This is a genomic window from Amycolatopsis magusensis (genome assembly GCF_017875555.1).
GTDB lineage: Bacteria > Actinomycetota > Actinomycetes > Mycobacteriales > Pseudonocardiaceae > Amycolatopsis > Amycolatopsis magusensis.
Genome location: NZ_JAGGMS010000001.1, coordinates 5,078,840 through 5,100,004, shown reverse-complemented (window position 1 = coordinate 5,100,004; position 21,165 = coordinate 5,078,840). Strand labels below are relative to the sequence as shown.

At 70.9% G+C, this 21,165-nt stretch carries 22 protein-coding genes; 13 read left to right on the top strand and 9 right to left on the bottom strand.

Annotated elements, in window-relative coordinates:
- Position 1: 1 nt before the first annotated feature.
- Complete coding sequence (locus tag JOM49_RS22780; RefSeq protein WP_209666270.1) at positions 2-802, bottom strand: oxygenase MpaB family protein; 801 nt, start codon at positions 800-802, stop codon at positions 2-4.
- Between the two features lie 76 nt (positions 803-878).
- Between JOM49_RS22780 and JOM49_RS22775 the strand changes: the two genes are divergently transcribed.
- A complete protein-coding gene (locus tag JOM49_RS22775) occupies positions 879-1,484 on the top strand; it encodes a TetR/AcrR family transcriptional regulator (RefSeq protein WP_209666269.1) in 606 nt (201 codons plus the stop codon).
- 35 nt (positions 1,485-1,519) lie between these two features.
- Positions 1,520-2,332: a pentapeptide repeat-containing protein gene (locus JOM49_RS22770; RefSeq protein ID WP_209666268.1), complete on the top strand. Its 813-nt coding sequence runs from the start codon at positions 1,520-1,522 to the stop codon at positions 2,330-2,332.
- Between the two features lie 7 nt (positions 2,333-2,339).
- Here the strand turns inward: JOM49_RS22770 and JOM49_RS22765 are convergent, their stop codons facing one another.
- The 7 genes from JOM49_RS22765 to JOM49_RS22735 are packed head-to-tail and all read right to left on the bottom strand — an operon-like array spanning position 2,340 to position 7,056.
- Positions 2,340-2,651, bottom strand: a complete 312-nt coding sequence (locus JOM49_RS22765) for a hypothetical protein (protein ID WP_209666267.1) — start codon at positions 2,649-2,651, stop codon at positions 2,340-2,342.
- Positions 2,652-2,687: 36 nt separating this feature from the next.
- Positions 2,688-3,479 carry a phosphotransferase gene (locus JOM49_RS22760; RefSeq protein WP_209666266.1) on the bottom strand — a complete coding sequence of 264 codons (792 nt, stop codon included), beginning with the start codon at positions 3,477-3,479 and terminating at the stop codon, positions 2,688-2,690.
- Positions 3,480-3,484: 5 nt separating this feature from the next.
- Positions 3,485-3,904, bottom strand: coding sequence for a hypothetical protein (locus JOM49_RS22755; protein ID WP_209666265.1), 420 nt, complete (start codon positions 3,902-3,904; stop codon positions 3,485-3,487).
- Between the two features lie 48 nt (positions 3,905-3,952).
- A complete protein-coding gene (locus JOM49_RS22750) occupies positions 3,953-4,780 on the bottom strand; it encodes a phosphotransferase family protein (protein ID WP_209666264.1) in 828 nt (275 codons plus the stop codon).
- A gap of 37 nt (positions 4,781-4,817) precedes the next feature.
- A complete protein-coding gene (locus tag JOM49_RS22745; RefSeq protein ID WP_209666263.1) occupies positions 4,818-5,786 on the bottom strand; it encodes an ABC-2 membrane transporter-related protein in 969 nt (322 codons plus the stop codon).
- Positions 5,783-6,661: an ABC transporter ATP-binding protein gene (locus tag JOM49_RS22740; protein ID WP_209666262.1), complete on the bottom strand. Its 879-nt coding sequence runs from the start codon at positions 6,659-6,661 to the stop codon at positions 5,783-5,785. Before JOM49_RS22740 ends, JOM49_RS22745 begins: the two co-directional genes overlap by 4 nt.
- On the bottom strand, positions 6,658-7,056 hold the full coding sequence (locus JOM49_RS22735; protein WP_209671495.1) for a GntR family transcriptional regulator: 399 nt from the start codon (positions 7,054-7,056) through the stop codon (positions 6,658-6,660). The genes JOM49_RS22740 and JOM49_RS22735 overlap by 4 nt, the downstream gene beginning before the upstream one ends.
- Positions 7,057-7,426: 370 nt before the next feature.
- On the opposite strand from JOM49_RS22735, the gene ldt-CoaP reads away from it, so the two are divergent.
- From ldt-CoaP to JOM49_RS22710, 6 genes are all read left to right on the top strand, one after another.
- On the top strand, positions 7,427-8,242 hold the full coding sequence (gene ldt-CoaP, locus JOM49_RS22730; protein WP_209666261.1) for a L,D-transpeptidase family protein: 816 nt from the start codon (positions 7,427-7,429) through the stop codon (positions 8,240-8,242).
- A gap of 62 nt (positions 8,243-8,304) precedes the next feature.
- A complete protein-coding gene (locus tag JOM49_RS22725; protein ID WP_245369427.1) occupies positions 8,305-9,000 on the top strand; it encodes a choice-of-anchor P family protein in 696 nt (231 codons plus the stop codon).
- 99 nt (positions 9,001-9,099) lie between these two features.
- Positions 9,100-10,557, top strand: a complete 1,458-nt coding sequence (locus tag JOM49_RS22720; protein WP_209666260.1) for an alkaline phosphatase family protein — start codon at positions 9,100-9,102, stop codon at positions 10,555-10,557.
- Positions 10,558-10,699: 142 nt separating this feature from the next.
- Positions 10,700-13,885, top strand: coding sequence for a tetratricopeptide repeat protein (locus JOM49_RS22715; RefSeq protein WP_209666259.1), 3,186 nt, complete (start codon positions 10,700-10,702; stop codon positions 13,883-13,885).
- A gap of 40 nt (positions 13,886-13,925) precedes the next feature.
- Positions 13,926-14,048, top strand: a complete 123-nt coding sequence (locus JOM49_RS43820) for a hypothetical protein (protein ID WP_281068328.1) — start codon at positions 13,926-13,928, stop codon at positions 14,046-14,048.
- A gap of 62 nt (positions 14,049-14,110) precedes the next feature.
- Positions 14,111-16,306, top strand: a complete 2,196-nt coding sequence (locus JOM49_RS22710; RefSeq protein ID WP_209666258.1) for a helix-turn-helix domain-containing protein — start codon at positions 14,111-14,113, stop codon at positions 16,304-16,306.
- 237 nt (positions 16,307-16,543) lie between these two features.
- On the opposite strand, the gene JOM49_RS22705 is transcribed toward JOM49_RS22710, so the two are convergent.
- Complete coding sequence (locus JOM49_RS22705) at positions 16,544-17,104, bottom strand: TetR/AcrR family transcriptional regulator (protein ID WP_209666257.1); 561 nt, start codon at positions 17,102-17,104, stop codon at positions 16,544-16,546.
- A 106-nt stretch (positions 17,105-17,210) separates the two neighbouring features.
- Here JOM49_RS22705 and JOM49_RS22700 point away from each other — a divergent pair, with 106 nt between their 5' ends.
- From JOM49_RS22700 to JOM49_RS22680, 5 genes are all read left to right on the top strand, one after another.
- Positions 17,211-18,395, top strand: coding sequence for a cytochrome P450 (locus JOM49_RS22700; protein WP_209666256.1), 1,185 nt, complete (start codon positions 17,211-17,213; stop codon positions 18,393-18,395).
- A gap of 7 nt (positions 18,396-18,402) precedes the next feature.
- A complete protein-coding gene (locus JOM49_RS22695; protein WP_209666255.1) occupies positions 18,403-18,618 on the top strand; it encodes a ferredoxin in 216 nt (71 codons plus the stop codon).
- 157 nt (positions 18,619-18,775) lie between these two features.
- On the top strand, positions 18,776-19,585 hold the full coding sequence (locus JOM49_RS22690) for an ABC transporter ATP-binding protein (RefSeq protein ID WP_209666254.1): 810 nt from the start codon (positions 18,776-18,778) through the stop codon (positions 19,583-19,585).
- On the top strand, positions 19,578-20,285 hold the full coding sequence (locus JOM49_RS22685; RefSeq protein WP_209666253.1) for an ABC transporter ATP-binding protein: 708 nt from the start codon (positions 19,578-19,580) through the stop codon (positions 20,283-20,285). Before JOM49_RS22690 ends, JOM49_RS22685 begins: the two co-directional genes overlap by 8 nt.
- Before the next feature lie 27 nt (positions 20,286-20,312).
- Positions 20,313-21,164: a branched-chain amino acid ABC transporter permease gene (locus JOM49_RS22680; protein WP_209666252.1), complete on the top strand. Its 852-nt coding sequence runs from the start codon at positions 20,313-20,315 to the stop codon at positions 21,162-21,164.
- Position 21,165 lies beyond the last annotated feature (1 nt).

Here is a 21,165-nt window from a genome sequence, read left to right as displayed (position 1 = left end):
ATCAGACGAGCGGACGGCCGGCGGCGAGGCGACGGCGGAGGTCCCAGAGGCAGAGGTTGTACGGGAACCGCCGCAGCGGTTTCGGCGAAAAGCGGACCACCACGGCGAACGCGCGCATCAGCGCGTCGAACCGGCGCTGGTCGCGGGCGGTCCACGGCAACCTCATCTCCTCGCGGAAGCGTCGCGGCAGGAAGCCCGTGGTGACGAACCGGTGGTACGGCGCGAACACGCGTGCGAACCGGGGCAGGAAGCGCAGTTCGACCAGGTCGGTCAGGTAGGCGCGGATGCGGTCGTCGATGTCGACCCGGTCGAGTGATTTCTCCCAGTATTCGGTGAAAGCGGCCCGGTCGGCGGGCCAGCTCCCCGGCCGCACCTGGAGCGTGGTGCCGAAGGTGGCGGCGCCGCGGTACAGCGCGTCGGCGGACTCGTCGTCCAGCGGCTCGCCGAACACCGTGTAGGTGTCCTCGAAACCCTTGTACAGGCAGGCCGCCACCCACAACTGCAGGTCCTCGTCGAAGGCGTTGTACCGCACCGGGCTCGATCCGGTGGACCGCACCTGCGCGTGCGACCGGTTCACCCCGCGCCGGTAGGCACGCCGTTCCTCGTCGGTACCGAGCGTGGCCACGGCGAGGTAGGTCAGCGTGGTCCGGGTGCGCTTGACCGGGTGCTGGAACACGTTCCCGCTGTGCACCCGGCTCTCGGCCACGCCGTACCCGACGCCGGGCCTGCCGAGCTGCATGATCACGTTCGCGGTGCCCGCCATCAGGCCCGCACCGAGCACGGCGTCCTCGAGTTCGGGCATCCCGCGGCTCCAATTCTGCTCACGTCCGTTCGCAGATATGAGACCGCCTGCCGCCGGAACCTGTCAAGATGGGGCCATGGAGAACTCGTCCTTGCGCGTCTACGGCGGGGTGGCCGGTGGCGACCGCCAGGCCGAACGCCGCGCGCAGTTCGTCGCGGCCGGGTTCGATCTGCTCGGCACCGAGGGGGCGCTCACCGTGCGCGGCGCCTGCAAGGCCGCCGGGCTCGCGGCCAGGTACTTCTACGAGAGCTTCGCCGACCGGGACGCGCTGGCCGCGGCGGTGTTCGACCACGTCGTCGGCGAGATCGCCGAGACCACGCTCGCGGCGGTCCAGGCCGCGCCCGCCGAGGCCCACCCCAGGGTGCGAGCGGGGCTGGCCAACATCGTGCGGCTGGTCGCGGAGGACCCCCGCCGGGGCCGTCTGCTGTTCTCCCCGAAGCTCAACCTGCCGGTGCTCGCCGAACGGCGGGCCGCGTCGGCACGCATGTTCGCCGGGCTGCTCGGCGCGCAGGTGCGCGAGTTCTACGGCGCCGGCAGGGACGCGACACTGGCGCTGGACACCGAGTTCCTGGTCGGCGGCCTGAACCAGACCCTGACCGCGTGGCTGGACGGCGACCTGGACTTCACCGAGGAGCAGGTTGTCGACCGCTGCACCCGGATCTTCGTCACGCTCAGCGGGTAAACTCGGCCGGACGTCCCCGGAAGCTGGAGCCTGTTTTGCCCGACCTCGACCGCGCCGGCCTGCGTGCCGACTGCGCGCGGTGCTTCGCCCTGTGCTGCGTGGCACCGGCCTTCGCGAAATCCGCCGATTTCGCCATGGACAAGCCCGCCGGCCGGGCGTGCGTGAACCTGCGCGAAGACTTCCGCTGCGGCATCCACACCGAACTGCGCCCGCGCGGCATGCCCGGGTGCACGGTGTACGACTGCTTCGGTGCCGGGCAGAAGGTCTCGCAGATCACCTTCGGCGGCCGAGACTGGCGCCGGGCACCGGAGACCGCGAAGCTGATGTTCGAGGTCTTCCCGGTCATGCGGCACCTGCACGAGCTGCTGTACTACCTGACCGCGGCACTGGACCTGCCCCAGGCGCATCCGGTCCACAACGGATTGAGCGAGCTCCGCGAGCGGATCGACCTGCGCACCAAGGAAGATCCGGCCGAACTGCGGGAGACCGACGTCGACAGCCTGCGCGGCGAAGCGAACGCGTTGCTGCTGCGGGCCAGCGAACTCGCCCGCGCTTCGGTGAAGGGCAAGAAGAAGAACCACCGTGGCGCGGATCTCATCGGCGCCAGGCTGAAGAACGCCAACCTCACGGGCGCGAACCTTCGGGGCGCCTACCTGATCGCCGCCGATCTGCGGGGTGCGGACCTGCGGCTGGCGGACGTGATCGGCGCCGACTTCCGTGACGCGGACGTGCGTGGCGCCGATCTCACCGAGAGCATCTTCCTGATCCAGTCCCAGTTGGACGCCGCCAAGGGCGACGGCAGCACGAAGCTGCCGCCGTCCCTGGCCCGGCCCGCGCACTGGGGCTGACCCCGGATCAGTTGGGGCTGTCGGCCGTGTTCGCGGTGTCGTCACCCTGGTCGCCCGCGCCCGGCTGGCCCGGAGCCGCGTCGTCCGGCGAGTCCGCGGCGGAATCGGCCGAGTCGACCGGCGAAGCCGCGGGCGAGTCGGCGGACTCCGGCGACTGATCCACCGCCACCGGGGGCGCCGGGGGCGCGTCGACCTGCTGCACCACGGGTGCCTGCTGCGGGTCGTTGAGCGTCGGGCCGCTGTCGGCGGTGGCCACCGCCGTGCCGAACCCGGCGAGCGCGATGGTCGCTCCGGCGATGAGCCACGGTCGCTTGTTCATCTCTGACTTCCTTTCCTCGCTGACAAGACCCAGTTTTCAGGCCGAAGATGAAACGGCCACCCCATTGCGGGTGAAGGACTTTTCATCCAGTAGCCGTTCGGCGAGCGCGAGGCGCCGCCCGGTCTGGTGCCGCCAGTCGGCCTCCTGCACGCGATGTGGTCCCGTGGCCAGGGACAACACCACGGCCGCCGCACGAAGAGCCAGCGCCTCCCGGTCGAGATCCGCGGTGAACCTCTTTTCCAGAGTCGCGCCTACGTCCAAAATGGACTTTTCACGGAGAGGCCGAAGCTGGGCCAGCACGGCGAGATGACCGAGCAGGCAACCGGCGTCGTCGAGCCGCTCGCCGCGCCCGGCCCCGTCGATGTCGAGCAGGCCGGTAACCCGGCCGTCGCGCACCATCAACTGGTTCTCGTACAGATCACCGTGCACCGGCACGTCCGGCCCTTGTGGACGGTCGTGGTCGACCGCACGGGCCACCGCCCTGGCCCGTCCGGCGAACTCCGGTGCCGCGGCGGCGATCACTTCGGCGTAGTGACCGGCTTTCTGCCCCCAGGTGCGGCGCCGGGGCCCGGTCGCGAGTTCCGGCGGCAGACTGTCCAATGCCGACACCACACTCCCGGCGTCCAGGGTCACCACGTCGTCGGACAGCAGTTCCTGGCGCAGTGTCCGGCCGGGCAGCCCGGCCAGCAGCACCAGTCCGTCGCCGGTCCAGCCCAGTGACTGCGGGACCGCGGCCGAAGCCGCCAGGCGATGACGTTCGTGCAGGTCACGGGCCCGGGATGGCCGCACCACCTTCACGAACACGCGCCGCCGGTCGGGCGTGGTCACCTCGATCACCGCACGCCGCCGTGGCCGGTACGACCGCACCCGCAGGTGGACCTCGCCATCGCAACGCAGTCCGGCGTTTCGACCAGGCGCCGCATGCCCACGGGGTCGAAGGCGGTGCGCAACGCGGGCAGTTCCGGATCGAACGGGAACCGCCAGACGCCGATGTCGGTGACCCCGTCGCTCAACCGGACCACGCCCTCGGGCAGCGGCCCGGAGCACGCGCCGAAGGTTTCACCGGTCTCGGTGCCGTCGCCCCACCGCACGCGGGCGGTGTAGCCGACGGTGGTCCGGCCACGCGGCTGGTGGTCGACCTGCGTGGCGGCCCAGTCCAGCAGGGTGCCGCCCGCCTGGCCGACCACCGCGGTCAGCAGTTCACCCGCCGGTTCCCCGGTGAGCAGGCTCAGCTCGGTTCTCACCCGTTCCACCGTCCTGACCTCGCATGACGGCCTGGTGAGCGGCAGATGAGAGAACCTTCATGCCCCCGGGGACGCCTCGAGGGCCGCCAGCAGCGCGTACCCCTGCTGCGCGAACTTCGGCAGGTCCCGCGCGAGCGCGTAGACCAGCACACCGGCCGCGGTGTGCAGGCGGACCAGCGACATCGCCTCCGGCCACGGGTACACCGGCTCGGCGTGCCGGTGGTACCCGCGCAGGAAGGCGTCGCGGACGGCCGGTTCGGACAGCGGGAAGTCCGCCAGCTCACCGAAGTCGAGCAGCGGGTGGCCGTAACCGGCGTCCTCCCAGTCGAACCACCAGATCCGGCCGTCGGCGTCCACCCCGAAGTTCTTCCAGTGCACGTCTCCGTGCAGCAGCACCGATTGCCCGGTCAGCTCGACGCCGTCGAACCGGTCGCGCACCTTCCGGACCCGGTCGGCGGCCGCGCCGTCGATCCGGTCCAGCACGGACAGCCGATGGTCGATCTCGGTACGCAGGTCCAGGCGGTCCAGCCGATCGTCCAGTCCCATGCCCGCTGACGCCCGGTGCAGGTGGCCGAGCATCTCCCCCGCCGTCTCGACCGCCGCCGGGGCCGGTTCGAACTGGGCCAGGTCGACCCACTCATAGGACAGCCACCAGCGGTCCGGGCCCAGGTCGCCGTGCCCGAGCAGCCGCGGGGTGCGCGGCACCAGTTCCTCGGCGAGCGGCGCGGCCTGGACGGCGTGCCGGTGGCACTCGGGATTGTCGAGAACCTTGATGAAGATCCCGTCGGCGCGGTAGTGCAGGTTGTGGAACTCCCCGGCCCGGGGGCAGGCGGTGACCGGCACGCCGAGCGCGCGTTCCAGCTCCCGCTGGTCGGAGGACGACATGCCGCACACCAAACCACGCCTGCCACCGGGCCGCTCCCTAGCCTTGCACCCGCCGGACCACCCGCCAGGTCACCACGAACAGCAACGCCGCCAGCGCGGCGTAGACGCCGAACTCGATGAGCTGGAACACCGGCACCCGTCCAGCCGGCTGGTAGTCGTAGTAGACACCCACGATGCCCTGTCCCCGTAGGCACTCATCACGCCCGCCTGGCACGCCGGAGCCCAGGTTCTGGCACACCGGCGGGAACTCGAGCTGCTCACCGGCGGTGTTCAGGTAACCCGCGTCGAGCCAGATGTCGTGCTCGGTGACCAGCCAGCCAGGCTGGCCGATCGGGTGGAAGTCGCGCTCGGGCGTCAGGTAGTACGGGCGGGCCGGGATCAGCGCGAACCGGACCACCGCGAAGATCCCCAGTGTCAGCGCCATGGACAGCACCGTGCGGCGGGTGATCACGCTCAACGCCAGCCCGAGCGCGAAGCCGAACCCCGCGAAACCCACCTGGAGCAGTGGTGAGGCCTCGAAGACCGCCGCGTCGAACTGCCGGAAGTTGTCGTCGTGGTGGTAGTGGTCGGCCACCACCTTCCCGGCGAACCCGACCGCACCGGCCAGCACCAGCGCCATCGGCAGCAACAGCGCGACCTTGCCGGTGAGCCAGCGCAGCGGCGACACGTCCTGGCTCCACGCGAGCAGGTTCGTCCGCCGCTCGTACTCCGCGGAGACCAGGGGGGCCGCCCAGAACACCGCGATGAACACGCCGAACCCCTGCTCGGCCAGCAGCACCCACCGCGCCGGTGTGGTCAGCGCGTCGAAGCCGAGGAGGGACACCATCGGCTGGTTCCTGGACGCGAGCAGCCCGGTCATCGACAGGGCCAGCGCGATCCCCACCAGGGTCAGCAGGATCGAGGTGAGCAGCAGCGCGCGGTGTTGCCGCCAGGTCACCCAGAGCAGGTCCGGCCAGCCGACTCGGCTCCGCGTCCGCGGCTCGGTGCTTTCGGTGATCACGCTCATCCTCGTTCCCCTCGCCGCGCCAGCCGCGCCAGCACCAGTTCTTCGACGTTGACCGGCCGCGAGGTCCACGGCTCGGCGATCCCGCGCGGCACCTCGCCGGCGGGCAGTTCGACCAGGAAGCTCGACTGGCGCTCCTGGTGCTTGGCCTCGATCACGGTCCCGGCCACCGGTGGCACCTCCGCCCGCGGCCCGGTGCAGCGGACGTGCCCGGCGAGCAGGTCGTCGAGCTCGCCCGCCAGCACCAGCCGCCCGTCGTCGAGCAGCAGCAGGTGATCGGCCACCCCGCTGAGCTCGCCGACCACGTGCGTGGACAGCACCACGGTCATCCCGGATTCCTGGACTTCGACCAGCAGGTCGGCCATCACCTCGCGGCGGACCAGCGGGTCGAGTTCGGCCAGCGGCTCGTCGAGCAGCAGCACGTCCGGCCGCGAACCCAGAGCCACCGCGAAGGCGACCTGCGTGCGCTGCCCGCCGGACAACCTGCCGCTGGGCCGGTCCAGTGGCACCCGGAAGCGGTCGAGCCACCTCCGCGCCTTGTCCTGGTCCCAGACCAGGTTCAGCCGGGCGCCGACGCCGAGCATGTCCAGCGCGGTCAGGTGCCGGTACACCGGTTTCTCCTGGGCGACGAAGGCGGTCCGCCCGGCGACAGCCACCTTCCCGTCGTCCCCGGCCAGCAGGCCGGCGAGCACGGTGAGCAGCGTCGTCTTGCCCGCCCCGTTCGCGCCGACGAGCGCGGCCACCTTGCCCACCGGCAGGTCGAACGAGCAGCTCCGCAGCGCCTCGTTCACCCCTCGCCGCGGCAGCGGGCCGCGGAAGCTCTTCGCCAGCCGGTCCACGCTGATCGCGGTACCCGGCCGGTCCACCACGGCGGTCATGCGCCCTCCACTCGGTTGTCCGTCTCCCCCGCGAGCACCGCTCGCATCAACGCGTCCACGTCCTCGTCCTCCAAACCGGCCGCACGGGCCGCGGTCACCCATTCGGTGAGGCGGTCGCGCAGGCCCGCCATCACCGCGGCGTCGACCGAACCGAGCGAGGCGCGGACGAAGGTGCCCGACCCCTGACGGGCTTCGACCAGCCCCGCGTGCTCCAGTTCGCGATACGCCTTGAGCACGGTGTTGGCGTTGACGCCACTGCTGGCGACCACGTCCCGCACCGTCGGCAAGCGGTCCCCCGGCCGCAGCCAGCCGAGCCGCAGCGCCTCCCTGACCTGCCGGACCAGCTGCAGGTACGCGGGGAGGCCGAGCGCCCGGTCCACCCGGAACTCGATCACGGCCACCTCCCAATTGTTCTACTCAACTAAGACACTAGATGACCATAGCACTTCGGCACCACCCGCCGGGCCGGGGACGGTCGACCGGCGACCACTCCCCGTGATCAGGCGGGCCGGGCAATTCGCGGGCGCTCTCCGGAATGGACGCAGGAACCGATACTCAGAGTGTGTTTTTCCGGCGCGTTACGGAAAGAGAAATCCCGGCCCCGAAAGGATGAACTCGGCGACCTGGGAAAACACCGAAAAACCGCAGGCCGGAGCGGTTGCCCGGAAATCGGCCGCCATTGATCGGCACCGGGTGCCGGTGTTAGCAATAGCCGTCCCGGATCCGCCACCCCGATGCGGATGACTCTGCGCAAGGACAGGTTTGATGACCGAATTGCCGACCACCTGCGGTCGAGCGCGCCTTCGTGCGGTTTTCGCGTTCGTCGCACTGGTGCTGGTGCTACCGCTCTCGGGCTGCGGCAGCGCCGATGGTGGCGGGGCCGCCGCCCCCGCGGTTCCGCCACCGCCCTCCCCCGAAGCACTCGCCGCGCTGCCCGAGGCCACCACCTTCGGCGACCTCGCCACCGCGCCCGCCGACCCGTCCCCCACCATCCCCACCGGCGGCGAAGTGCTGCACCCCAAGGCCGACGCGGTCATCTACCGCGCACCCGGCGCGGAAGCGATCGCCCGGCTGCCGGTGACCCAGGTGGGCTCGCCGACCTGGGTGCCGGTGGTCGCCCGGCAGGGCGACTGGGCGCAGGTGCTGCTGCCCACCCGCCCCAACGGCGCCACCGGCTGGCTGCACGCCACCCCGGAAAGCGTCGAATCGGCGCAGAACGATTTCCAGGTCGATGTCGACCTCGCCGAATTCCGGCTGGAAATCCTCGAAGCCGGTAAACCCACCGGTTCCTGGAGCATCGGCATCGGGAAACCCGAACACCCCACCCCCACCGGCCGGGCGTTCATCCTCGCTTCCATCGAAGAGAGCGTGAACACCTACAGCCCGATCGTGCTGCCGCTGAGCAGCCATTCCGATTCACACGAAACCTTCGGCGGCGGCCCCGGCACGGTCGGGCTGCACACCTGGCCGGACGACAGCTTCGTCGGCAAGGCCACCAGCGACGGGTGCCTGCGGGTCACCCGCGAGGCACTCGACCGCCTCGTGGAACTCCCGCTCGGCACCGTCGTGCTCATCTCCTGAGGTCCACAGCGTTCGTTCACCCAGCATTCGTTCACCCTGCGTCCAACCTGGAGGTCCTTCCCTTGTCCCCACGCACTACCGGTGTGCTCGCCTGCGCGGTGGCGGCCGGACTGGCCCTCACCGCTTCGCCCGCCTCGGCCACCCCGGCCGAGTCCGCGTACGCGATCGCCGCGGCCGGACTGGCCAAGATCCCCCGCACACCGTCGATCGCCGGGCCCGGGCAGGAGTCGCTCGCCTCGGTGGCGCTGCCGGATGCCGGGCCGTCGCTGGTCAGCGCGAAGGCGCTCAACGCCGAAGTGAAGCCTTCGCACGCCAAGTCCAGCGTCGCGGGCCTCGCCCTCGACCTCGGCGTGCTCCCCGGCGCGGCGGCCCTGCCCGGGCTGAGCGCCGAGGTGGTCAAGGCCGAGTGCCGCGAGGGCAAGGGTTCGGTGTCGATCGCGAACCTGAAGGTCGGCGGCAAGGCGGTCAAGCTGGACCAGGTGCCGCCGAACACCACCGTGCCGCTGGCCCCGCTGCTGGAACTGGTGGTGAACAAGCAGGCCAAGAACGACGACGGCACCCTCACCGTGACCGCGGTGTCGGCGAAGCTGCTCGGCAAGGCCCAGTCGCTCGACATCGCCTCGGCCACCTGCGCCAAGGCCGGTGCCGGCGGTCCCGAGCCGAGCACACCCCCCAAGCCGGCCGGCGACAAGCCGCAGGCGGGCGGCAAGGCACCGAAACCGACCCCGGTGCCCGCCCACCTCGACGTCACCGGCTGAGCCGGCGCGGGAACGGTCCGGCCGGTGACGGACCGTTCCCGCTCGGTCACCACCCCGGCCGGCCGTCACACCGGCGCTCGCGCACACGACTCAGCGGGTGTGAACGCGTCAGTCGACCACGTCATCGTGCTGATGATGGAAAACCGGTCCTTCGACCACCTGCTCGGGTTCCTCGACCACCCCGACCCGGGTTTCGAGTCCGCGGCCGGGGCGCTCTGCCCGATCGACCCCGCGGCACGCCGCTCGGCGCTGGTGCCCGCCACCGCGGACGCGACGGCCGCACTCGGCGTCGACCCCGGACACTCGTACGAAGCCGTCCGGCGGCAGATCTACGGCAACACCCCGGCCCTGCCCCGGATGCGCGGGTTCATCCAGTCCTATGCGGACTCCCTCGGCCGCCCGGCGCCCACGGGTCTCCTCACGCGGTTCTGGCGCTGGCTCACCGGGGCACCGGCGCCGATCCCGGCCCGCGCCACCGACATCATGCGGTGCCTGCCCGAGTCGCGGACCCCGGTCCTGTCCCAGCTGGCCAAGGAATTCGCCGTGCTCACCCGGTGGTTCGCCGCGGTACCCGGGGAAACCTGGCCGAACCGCAACTTCGCGCACGCGGCGACCTCGGACGGCACGGTCGACATCGAGGCCCGGTTCTACGGCAACCGCACGATCTTCGAGCAACTGTCCGAGGCGGACCGGGACTGGGTGGTCTACCACGACGGCATCGCCCAGGTGTGGGCGTTCTGGAAACTGTGGACCGATCGGCGCGACAACTTCCGTGGAATGGGCGAGCTGCTCGAAGACATCGCACAGGACAGGCTGCCGGCCTATTCGTTCGTCGAACCCGATCACGGTTATGGCCTGGGCCCCGGCAACAGTCAGCACCCGGCGAACAACACCACCGGCGATGCCGGGTTCACCGCCGGCGAGGCGCTGATCGGCCGCATCTACAACGCGCTCGCCGCCCGTCCCGAGGTGTTCGAGAAGACCCTTTTCCTGATCACCTACGACGAGCACGGCGGCTTTTTCGACCACGTCCCGCCGCGGCAGCACCTCAGCCCACTGCCTCCGGCGGAGAACGGATTCGACTTCCGGGTCAGCGGGGTCCGGGTGCCCGCGGTCGCGGTTTCCCCGCTCATTCCGAAAGGCACGATCGACAACACTTTTTACGATCATTCAGCCATTCCGAAAACCGTGCGCAACCGGTTCGCGCCACACCTCCCGCCGTTGACCGTCCGTGACCGAGACGCCAACGACCTGCTGGCCTGCCTGCCGCTGCTGTCCCACCCGCGCACCGACTACCGCCCGGTCCCCCTGCCCGCACAGGTGCTGGCCGCCGAGCTCCCCGAGTCGCTGAACGACTTCGAAGCCAGCCTCCTGCGGCTCGGCGGCGCGGTGAAAACGCGCCTGGAGCAGCCTTTCCACACCAAGACGACCGAAGAGCCCGCCTTCCGGCCGGATCCCGAACTGGCCCAGGCCGCTCAGGCCCGGCACCTGACCCCGGCCGCGGGCGACGCGATCAAGGCCGTGCTCGGCCACTTCCACGCACCGGCGGATTCCTGAACCGGGTGCAGTCCGCGTTACGACATCCGGATGACCTTCGGTACCCGTGGGTGGAATCCGGGGAGGAATTGGCCCCGCCCCCGAGTCCTTGCTAGGTTTCGCACTCAGCGTAGGCACCGAGGGGAAAATCGAGGGGGCGCCTGTGGACGCCGTGAACGCGGACACCGGCCCGGAACGGGAAACACCACGAATATTCGTTTCCTATGCGCACGATTGCGCCGAGCACCAGGAACAGGTGCTCGCGTTCTGCGCACTGCTGACCCGTTCCGGCGTCGAAGTGCACGTCGACGCCTGGTACACCGGACAGCGCCGGGATTGGTACGCCTGGATGCACGAGCAGATCGATCTCGCCGACTTCGTGGTGGTGATCGCGTCGCCCGGATATCGGGGAGCGGGGGACGGGACCGGCGCATGCCACCGCAATCCCGGCGTCCGCAGCGAGGCCGCCGAACTGCGCGACCGGCTGCACCAGGATCGCGAAACCTGGGTGCGGAAACTGTTCCCGGTCGTACTGCCCGGTCGGTCGATCGACGAAATCCCGCGCTTTCTGCAACCGCGCTGCGCCGACCATTTCCTGGTCGCCGAACTCACCGAGGCCGGGATCGAAGAACTGCTGCGGCTGTTCCACGGCGTGCCCACGCACCCGCGCCCGGAACTGGGCCCGCGCCCCGGCCTGCTGCCGGTCCCGGGCACCGCGCCGCAACCGCTGCTGGCCACCACGGTCACCCTGCCGCGGGACATCCCCGCCTTCACCGGCCGGGCGGACCAGCTCGACGAACTGATCACCCCGGACGGGCGCGCCGCCGACTCGGTGACCATCTACGCCATCGACGGCATGCCCGGCGTCGGCAAAACCGCCTTTGCCGTCCACCTGGCCCACCAGCTGGCCGCCGACTACCCCGACGGCCTCTACTTCTTCGACCTGCACGGGCACTGCGCCGCCCAGCGCCCGGTCGATCCCGCCGACGCGCTGCAGGCCCTGCTGCTGGGCTGCGGGGTGGCCGCCGAGCAGATCCCGGCGGGGCTGGACGAACGCGCCGGCATGTGGCGCGACCGGATGGCGGGCAAGCGGGTGCTGCTCCTGCTGGACGACGCGGCCAACCACGACCAGGTGCGCCCGCTGCTGCCGGGCGCGCCGGGCGTGCTGGTGGTGCTCACCAGCCGCCAGCGGCTCGCCGGGCTCGACGACCTGCACCCGCTCACCCTGGGCCTGCTGCCGATCGACGAGTCCGTGGCGATGTTCTCCCGCCTGACCAGGACCCCGTCCAGCGGGCACCACCCCGACGCGGTGGCCCGGCTGATGCGGTTGTGCGGGCGGCTGCCGCTGGCCATCGCGCTGACCGCCGGGCGGCTGCGCAGCCACCCCAGCTGGACGGTGGACTACCTCGCCGAGCAGCTGACCGGGTCCCGCGACCGGCTGGGCGAGCTGTTCGCGGGCAGCCGGTCGGTCCGCGCCGCCTTCGAGCTGTCCTACCGGGACCTCACGCCCGGCCAGCAGCGCCTGTTCCGCCGCCTCGGCCTGCACCTGGGCACCGAGTTCGACCTCTACGCCGCCGCCGCGCTGGACGACGCCGACCCGGACGAAACCCGGTTCAACCTCGACGCGCTCTACCTGAACCACCTGGTCGAGGAGCCGAGCCCGGGCCGCTACCGGCAGCACGACCTGATCCGGCAGTACGCGGTGTCGCTGGCAGGCGAGGACGCCGCCGCGGTGGCCCGCCTGCTCGGGTACTACGCCCACACCGCGGCCGAAGCCGGGGCGGCCATGGCCGCGCACCGCAAACCGCCGTACGTCATCGCCTTCGAGCGGCCCGCCACGATGCCCGACCTGAGTTCCGACCGGCGCGCCGCCGAATGGCTGGCCACCGAGCTGGCCAACTTCACCGTCTGCGTGGACCACGCGGCGATGCACGGGTACGCCGAGTACGCGATCAGCCTCTCGCACGCGCTGCACCCGTTCCTGCGCCGTCACGGGCACTGGGACCGTGCGCTGGAAATCCACCAAACCGCGGCTCAGGTGGCGCACCGCAAGGGTTGCGCCGCGGGTGAGGCGTGGGCGCTGACCGACTTCGGCGCCATGCAGCTGCTCACCGGCGACTACGAACCGGCGATGACGAACCTGACGCGCGCCTGCGAGCTGTTCGGCGAACTCGGTGATCCGCTCGGGCACGCCCAGGCGCTGACCGAACTGGGCCGCGCGCACTACCGGCGGGGCGACTACCCGGCGGCCATCGCCAACCTGACCCACGCGCTCAAGCTCTTCGACGAGCACCGCGAACGGCTGGGCACCGGGCACGTGCTCACCGAACTGGGGCACGTCTACTACCGCGTGGAGAACTTCGACGCCGCGACCACCTGCCTGACCGAGGCCTACACGCTGTTCGGCAAGCTCGGGCACCACCTCGGGCAGGCGCACTCGCTGGACCGGCTGGCCAACGTGCGGGGCCGCAGCGGCGACTACGCCGAGGCGGGCGCCGGGGTCACCCGGGCCTACCACCTCTACCTGGAGCTGGGTGATCGCCAGGGCCTGGCGCACACGCTGGCCACCATGGGACGGCTGCAGCACCGCACCGGCAACTTCGACATGGCGATGGAGCACCACCGCCACGCCTACGGGTGCTACCGCAAGCTCGGTGACCGGCTGGGGCAGGCGCAGTCGCTGAACAACCTCGGCCGGGTCCTGCACTCGGTCGGCGAATACGAGGACGCCGTGCAGAAGCACCACCGGGCGCTCGCGCTGCACACCGAACTGGGCGACCGCATCGGCCGGGCGCATTCGCTGTGCAACCTCGGCCGGACGGCGGTCGCGCTCGAGGACTACCCGGCGTCGATCACCTGCCTGAGCGAGGCGTACGAGATCTACCGCGAGGTCGGCTCCCCCAACGGCCAGGCCAACGCGCTGACCTACCTGGGCGGGGCGCGGCACGCGACCGCCGACATCGACGGCGCGCTCGCGGCACTGGGCCAGGCGCGGCAGCTGTTCGGCGGCGACCGGGCCGGGCACGCCGAGGTGCTGTGCCGGCTGGGCAGCATCCACCTCGACCTGGGCGACCTCGCCGCGGCCGAGGGCTACTTCACCGAGGGGCTCGACATCGCCGCGGAGATCGGCGCGGTGATGTCCATCGCGGACGCCCAGTCCGGGCTCGGGCGGTGCCTGGTGATCATGGGCCGCGTCGAGGAAGGCCACGCCCTGCTGGGGGACGCGGTGGCCACCTACCGGCGGCTCGGCCTGCTCGGCCGTGCCTGTTTCCTGTCCGGCTGGAAACACGAAACCCCTTCTGGGCCGGGCCTCGAAGACCGCACGCTGGACTCGGAAGAAGATCCGTAACCCCGCGTCGGCTGGAGTAGTGATGAAAATTCTTTGCCCATTGCCCACCCTGTTCCGGCTCTGTGCCTGGCTCACCGCGTTCGGCGTGGTGCTGGGCGTGGCGATGACCGGTGAACCGGCGTCCGTGCCCGTGGAAACCACCGCGGTGCACCGTGCGCGTTGAGTACCGCTGTCGCCCGCACCTCCTGCCCGCCATACTGGGCGGCGGGCGAGGGTGGGGGTGGCATGGCCGGCGATCCGGCGTTCGGCGCGGAACTGCGCAGGCTGCGGCAGGCAGCCGGGTTGTCGCTGACCGAACTCGCGTCCCGGGTGCACTACAGCAAGGGCTACCTGAGCAAGGTCGAAACCGGGGTGGCGAACCCGAACACCGCGCTGGCGGCGTTGTGCGACACCGAACTCGGCTCGGGTGGCACGCTGGCCGCGCTGGTGCCCATCGCGGCGCCACCGGAGTCCGCGTTGTCCACTCTGCCCCCGGCCACCGCGCAGTTCGTCGGGCGCACCACCGAGCTCGCTTCGATCGAGGCAGCGCTGCGAGAGCCGGTTTTCGGCGGGCCGTCGGTGTGCGTGGTGCACGGCATGGCGGGGGTGGGCAAGACCGCGCTCGCTTTGCGGGCGGCACACCGAATCCAGGGCGACTTCGCCGGGGGCACGCTGTTCCTGGACCTTCGCGGGCACACACCGGGTGCCGCACCGGTCAGCGCGGGCGAGGCACTGGACCGGTTCCTGCGCCTGCTCGGTGTGCGCGGCGAGCGGATTCCCGCCCACACCGACGATCGGGCCGCGCTCTTCCGCGACCGCACCCGTGGCCGGGCGCTGCTCCTGGTGCTGGACAACGCCCGCAGCGCCGAACAGGTCCGGCTGCTGGTGCCCGCGGAACAGGCTTGCCGCGTGCTGGTGACCAGCCGTCATCACTTGGCGGCGCTGGACGAGGCGAGCCACGTCGCGCTCGACCTGCCGTCACCGGACGAAGCCGCCGCCCTGTTCCGCGCGGTCTGCGCCAGGGACGAGACGAGCCCCGAGGTCGACTCGGTCGTCGAGCGCTGCGGCAGGCTCCCGCTGGCTGTCCGGATCGCCGCGGCCAAACTGCGCTCGCGGCCGTCGTGGCGGGTGGCCGACCTGAACCGGCGCCTGGCCGACGAACCCGCGCGGATCGCCGCCCTCGACGACGGCGAGCGTGACGTCGCGGCTGCTTTCCGCGTGTCCTACGACGACCTTCCGGCGCCACGGCGGCGCCTGCTCGCGCTGCTCACCCTCTACCCCGGGGCCGACCTCGGTCACTGGTGCGCCGCCGCGCTGGCGGGCGGCGAGGTGGAGGACGCGCTGGAGCACCTGCTGGCCAGCAACCTCCTCAGCGAACTCGACGGGCGGTACCGCATGCACGACCTGCTCCGGACCTTCGTCCGCGCCCAGGCCGAAACCGAAATCAGCGACCGGGAACGGGACGCCGCGCTGCTCCGCCTGCTGGAAGCGGCCCTGTTCTCCGCGGTCCGCGCCGACCAGTTCATTGCCCCGCAACGCTTCCGCCCGGACTTCGCTTTCACGGATAAGCCCAGGGAGCCGGAGATCCACGACGAAGCCGGTGCCATTTCCTGGCTGCGTGAGGAATGGCCGCACCTGGTGGCCCTGTGCCTGCTGGCCGGTGACCGCGGTTTCCACTCGCACTGCTGGAAACTCGCGTTCACGCTGCGGGGCTATTTCTTCCTCGCGAAGTTGTGGGACCCCTGGCTCCGGACCTGCAAGCGGGCAGCCGCCTCCGCCCACGCGGACGGCGATGCCTGGGCCGAGGCGACCACCTTGAACAACCTCGGCATGGCCTTCAGCGACCGAGGCGACCTGGACGACGCCGCCGACAGCTACCGCCGCGCACTCGCGCTCTATTCGCGTTTGGACGATCAACACGGTGTCCACACTGGACTGAGCAACCTCGCGTGGGTCGAACACTACCGAGGCAACCACGACGCGGCGCTGGATGGCCTGCGCACGGCCCGTGACTTCTACCAGCGCACCGGCAGCGACCGCAACGCCGCCATTACGACGCGTGGCCTGGCGATCGTGAAAACCGCACTGGCCGACTACGCGGGCGCCTTGGGGGACCTCGCTTTCGCCCTCTCGGTTTTCGACCGCCTCGGCTTGGACATGGACGCCGCCATGGCCTTGAACGCCGAGGCGCGGATCCACCACCTGACCGGCCACCTGACCGAGGCGAGCGCCACCTACCTCGCCGCGCGCGACCGCAGCCTGGAATGCGGCAGCACCTATGAAGCCGCCCGCGCCGAAACCGGCCTGGGCAACGTAGCCCACGACGACCGTCGCCCGAAGGATGCCGCCGACCACTGGACGCGCGCCGCCGACCTCCACCCCACCCTGGACCCCGTCATGGTCCCCGAAGCCCACACCCACCAGACCACCCAAACCCCCTAGCCACCCGACCGCGAAACTCAGGCACGCCAGTGTGGAACTCGCCTACCTGAACGTAGAACTCAGGCGCCCGAACGTGGACTTCGGATGCAGGAGTGTGTGGTTCGCATGCACGAGCGTGACACTCGAACCCCGCCCTCAGCACGCGAGTTACACACTCAGGTAGCCGAACCCCACACTCAGGTAGTCGAAACCCACGTTCAGGAAGGCGAGTTCCACACTCGGGCAGGCGGGGGCGGGTTAGTTGGAGCGTTCCAGTAGGGAGCGGACGGAGGCCAGTACCAGGTCGACGACCTCATCCGGGTCCGCGTCGGTCAGGGGGTCTTTGGGGGCGATGTGCCGCAGCAGGCCGATCCCCAGGATCCACGCCAGGACCAGGTCCGCCCGTAGGTCGGCGTTCGGGGCGTCGGTGAGGGCGGCCAGCGCGTGGCTGTACTCCTCCCCCACCTCACGCCGGATGGTCGCCGCCGCGTTGTCGTTGCCGGTGGAGCGGAGCAGGGTTTCCAGCGAGTGGTGCGCGGTCGACTCCGGCGCCAGGATGCCGCGCAGCGTGTCCTCCACCAGCGTTTCCGGCGCCCCTTTAGCCAGCCGCTGGCGTCCCCGGCGGGCGACGACCGCTTCGAACAGGGCGTCTTTCGAGCCGAAGTAGCGGAACAGCAGTGCCTGGTTCGTGTCGGCCTGACGCGCGATCTCGCGCACCGTGGTGCGGTCGAAACCGCGCTCGGCGAAGAGGACCTCGGCCGCGTCGAGCAGGGCCTGCCGGGTCGCCGCCGCGTCCCGGCGCGGGCGTCGTCCGGTCACCGCCCCACCGTATCGCCTCTGCGCCCAGTGATCACGTTGACGCGAGGAGTGACCGGGTCGTACGTTGTGAGCAAGTGCTTACAACGACGATCAACGGGGGTCCCGGATGACCAGCGCCGAACCCGTCACCTATCCGTTCAACCAGACCGACGGCCTCGAACTCGACAGCGCCTACACCGAGGCCCGCGAGCGCGAGGGCCTGCTCCGGGTCAAGCTGCCCTACGGCGAACCCGCCTGGCTCGCCACCCGCTACGCCGACGCCCGCCTGGTCCTCGGCGACCGCCGGTTCAGCCGCGCGGCGGCCGAATTCCACGACGCGCCAAGGAGTGCGCCCTCCCAGCGCAACAACGGCATCCTCGCCATGGACCCGCCGGACCACACCCGGCTGCGCACGCTGGTGGCGAAGGCGTTCACCAAGCACCGCGTCGAAGCCCTCCGGCCCCGCGTGCGCGAACTCGCCCACTCCCTGCTCGACGACATGGTCACCATGGGACCGCCCGTCGACCTGGTCGAGCACTACGCGCTGCCGATCCCGGTCGCCGTCATCTGCGAACTGCTCGGCGTGCCGGCCGAGGACCGGCCGCGCTTCCGCGTGTGGAGCGATCGCCTGCTCTCCACCGCCGGGCTCACCCTCGAGGAGTTCGACCGCAACCAGGAGGAGATCCGCCAGTACATGGCCGGCCTGCTCGCCCAGCACCGCGCCGAACCGGCCGACGACCTGATGACCGCGCTGATCGAAGCCCGCGACGTCCGGGACCGGCTGTCCGAACTGGAACTGGTCGACCTCTGCGTCGGCATCCTGGTGGCCGGGCACGAGACCACCGCCTCGCAGATCCCGAACTTCGTCTACGTGCTCTGCGAGAACCCCGGCGAACTGGCCAAGCTGCGGGAGAATCCCGACCTGCTGGACAACGCCGTCGAAGAGTTGTTGCGCTTCGTCCCGCTCGGCGCCGGTGCCGCGTTCCCGCGGTACGCCACCGAAGACGTCGAGGTCGGCGGGATGCTGGTCCGCGCGGGTGAACCGGTACTGGTCGCGGTCGGCGCCGCCAACCGCGACCGGCTGCGCTTCGGCAGCCCGGACGAACTGAAGGTCGACCGCGAAGTCGGCCAGCACCTCGGCTTCGGCCACGGCGTGCACCACTGCCTCGGCGCGCAACTGGCCCGGCTCGAACTGCAGGAGGCACTCGGCGCGCTGCTGACCCGCTTCCCCGGCCTGCACCCGATGGGCGACATCGCCTGGAAGAGCCAGATGATCGTCCGCGGCCCGCGCACGATGCCGGTGGGCTGGTGAGGTGCCGATGAGCTGGCGGATTTCGGTCTCGGGCGACGACTGCATCGCCTCGGGCATGTGCGCGGCGCTGGCGCCGGAGTACTTCGAGCTGGAAACCGAGCACGCCGAGCCGATCGCGCCGGAGGTGGAACCCGACGAACTCGTGCTCGACGCCGCCGATTCCTGTCCGGTGCAAGCGATCCTGGTCCGCGACGGTGATCGGGAGGTGGGCCCGCGCCCCTGAAGCACCGCGTTTTCCCCGCCACCACGGCACACTCCGGTCACGACCCGCGCCGGAGGGGTTGACACGCCGATGCCCGGTTCCGCATAGTTTCGCGTCATACCGACCGCGCGGTATCGGGTGTTCCACATATTGGGAACCCGTGTCGTGGAGGAGACCAATGACGATCGCTTCCCCCTCGCCGTTGCTGGCGCTCGACCGGATCACCGTGCGCTTCGGCGGCCTGGTCGCGCTGAACGAGGTCACCATGGCGGTACCGCCGGGGACGGTGGTCGGCGTGATCGGCCCCAACGGGGCGGGCAAGACCACGCTGTTCAACGTGATCTGCGGGTTCGTCCGCCCCCAGGAGGGGTCGCTGCACTGGCGTGGCGAGCAGTTGCGCAGCCACAGCCCGCGGGAACTCGCCGGCCTCGGCATCGCGCGCACCCTGCAAGGGCTCGGCCTGTTCGCCGGGCTTTCCGTGCTGGAGAACGTGATGGCCGGAGCGCAACGGCACGCCCGGGCGAAGGGGTTCGCCACCATCTTCGGCACCCGCAAGGCCGCGCACGACGAAGCCGCGCTCACCGACCGCGCGATGCACGTGCTGCGCGAACTCGGGGTCGACCAGCACGCCAAGGCGATCCCGCGGATGCTGCCCTACGGCGTGCAGAAACGCGTCGCGCTGGCGCGGGCGCTGGTCGCCGAACCGGCCATGCTGCTGCTCGACGAACCGGCGAGCGGGCTGTCCGCCGCGGAGATCGACGAACTCGCCGGGCGCATTCGCCGCTTCACCGAGACCACCTCGGTCGTGGTGGTGGAGCACCACATGGACCTGGTGATGCGCGTGTGCGACCACATCGTGGTGCTCAACTTCGGCGAGCTGATCGCCGAGGGCACCCCGGCCGAGGTCCGCGCCGACCCGCTGGTCACCGAGGCCTACCTCGGCGCCGACACCGACACCGCCGACGTCTCGGGGGCCCGCCGTGCTTGAGGTCGAGGACCTGGTCACCAGCTACGGCGCGGTCCGCGCGCTGGACGCGGTCAGCCTGTCCACAAAGGACGGCGCGATCACCGCGGTGCTGGGCGCGAACGGCGCGGGCAAGACCACCCTGCTGCGCACCATCGGCGGGCTGGTGGCCCCGGACAGCGGGCGGGTGCGCTTCGACGGCACCGACGTCACCGGCTGGCCAGCCGACCGGCTCACCCGCAACGGTCTGGTGCACGTGCCCGAAACCGGCGGCGTGATCACCGAAATGACCGTCGAGGAGAACCTGCGCCTCGGCGCGCTCTGGCGTCGCGATCGCGCGGACCGCGCGGCCGCGCTGCGCGAGGTGCTGGAGCTGTTCCCGCCGCTGGCCGAACGGCGGAACAAGCTCGCGGCCACGCTTTCCGGCGGTGAACGGCAGATGCTGGCGATCGGCCGGGCACTGATGAGCAGGCCGCGCCTGCTGCTGCTCGACGAGCCGTCGCTCGGCCTCGCGCCGCTGATCACCCTGCGGATCCTGCAGGTGATCGAAGACCTGCGCGCGGCGACCGGGCTGACCGTGCTGCTCGTCGAGCAGAACGCCCGCAGCGCGCTTTCCGTGGCGGACCACGGTTTCGTGCTCTCCCTCGGCAAGGTGGTCGCCACCGACCGCGCCGAGGACCTGCTGGCCGACGACCAGCTCCGCCACGCCTACCTCGGCTTCTGACCCCCCGACCGAACGGAACCGCAGTCGATGAACGGTTTCCTGGCCCTGACCGTGAACGGCGTCGCCACCGGCGCCGTCTACGCCGCGCTGGGGCTGTCGCTGGTGATCATCTACCGGGCCACCCGGGTGATCAACTTCGCGCAGCCCGCGCTGGCGCTGATCTCCACCTACCTCGCCTACTCGGTGAACAAGGCCACCGGTAGCTACTGGCTGGCCTTCGCCGTGGCACTGGCGGCGGGCGCGGTGCTGGGCGCGCTGACCGAGCGGCTGCTGATCCGCCCGCTGCGCAACCGCACCGAACTGAGCCCGGTGATCGTCACCCTCGGCCTGCTCATGGTGCTGCAGGCGGTTTCCGGGATGATCTGGACCAACGAGCCGCAGTCGTTCCCGTACGCCTTCGACTTCCGCGGCCTGTTCTCCGCCTCGAACCTGTTCACCGTGGTGGCGGTCCTCGTCACCGCGGCGGGCATCCTGGTGCTGTTCCGGTTCACCTCGCTGGGCCTGCGGTTGCGGGCGGCGGCGTTCAAACCGGAGGTGGCCAGGATGCTCGGCGTCCGGGTCGGGCTGATGCTCACCGTCGGCTGGGCGCTCGCCGCCACCGTCGGCGCGCTGGCCGGACTGCTCGCCACGCCACCGTTCCTGTTCCCCACCGTGCTCGACGGGGTGTTCGTCTACGCGCTGACCGCGGCGGTGATCGGCGGGCTGGACAACCCGGCGGGCACCGTGCTCGGCGGCTTCGCCGTCGGGATCGGACTGTCCTATGTGTCCGGATACTTGGGACCGGAGCTGGTGACCGTCGCCGCGCTGGCGATCCTGGTGCTGGTACTGGCCCTCCGCCCGAACGGCCTGTTCGGCCAAGCCGTCGCCAGGAGGGTCTGAC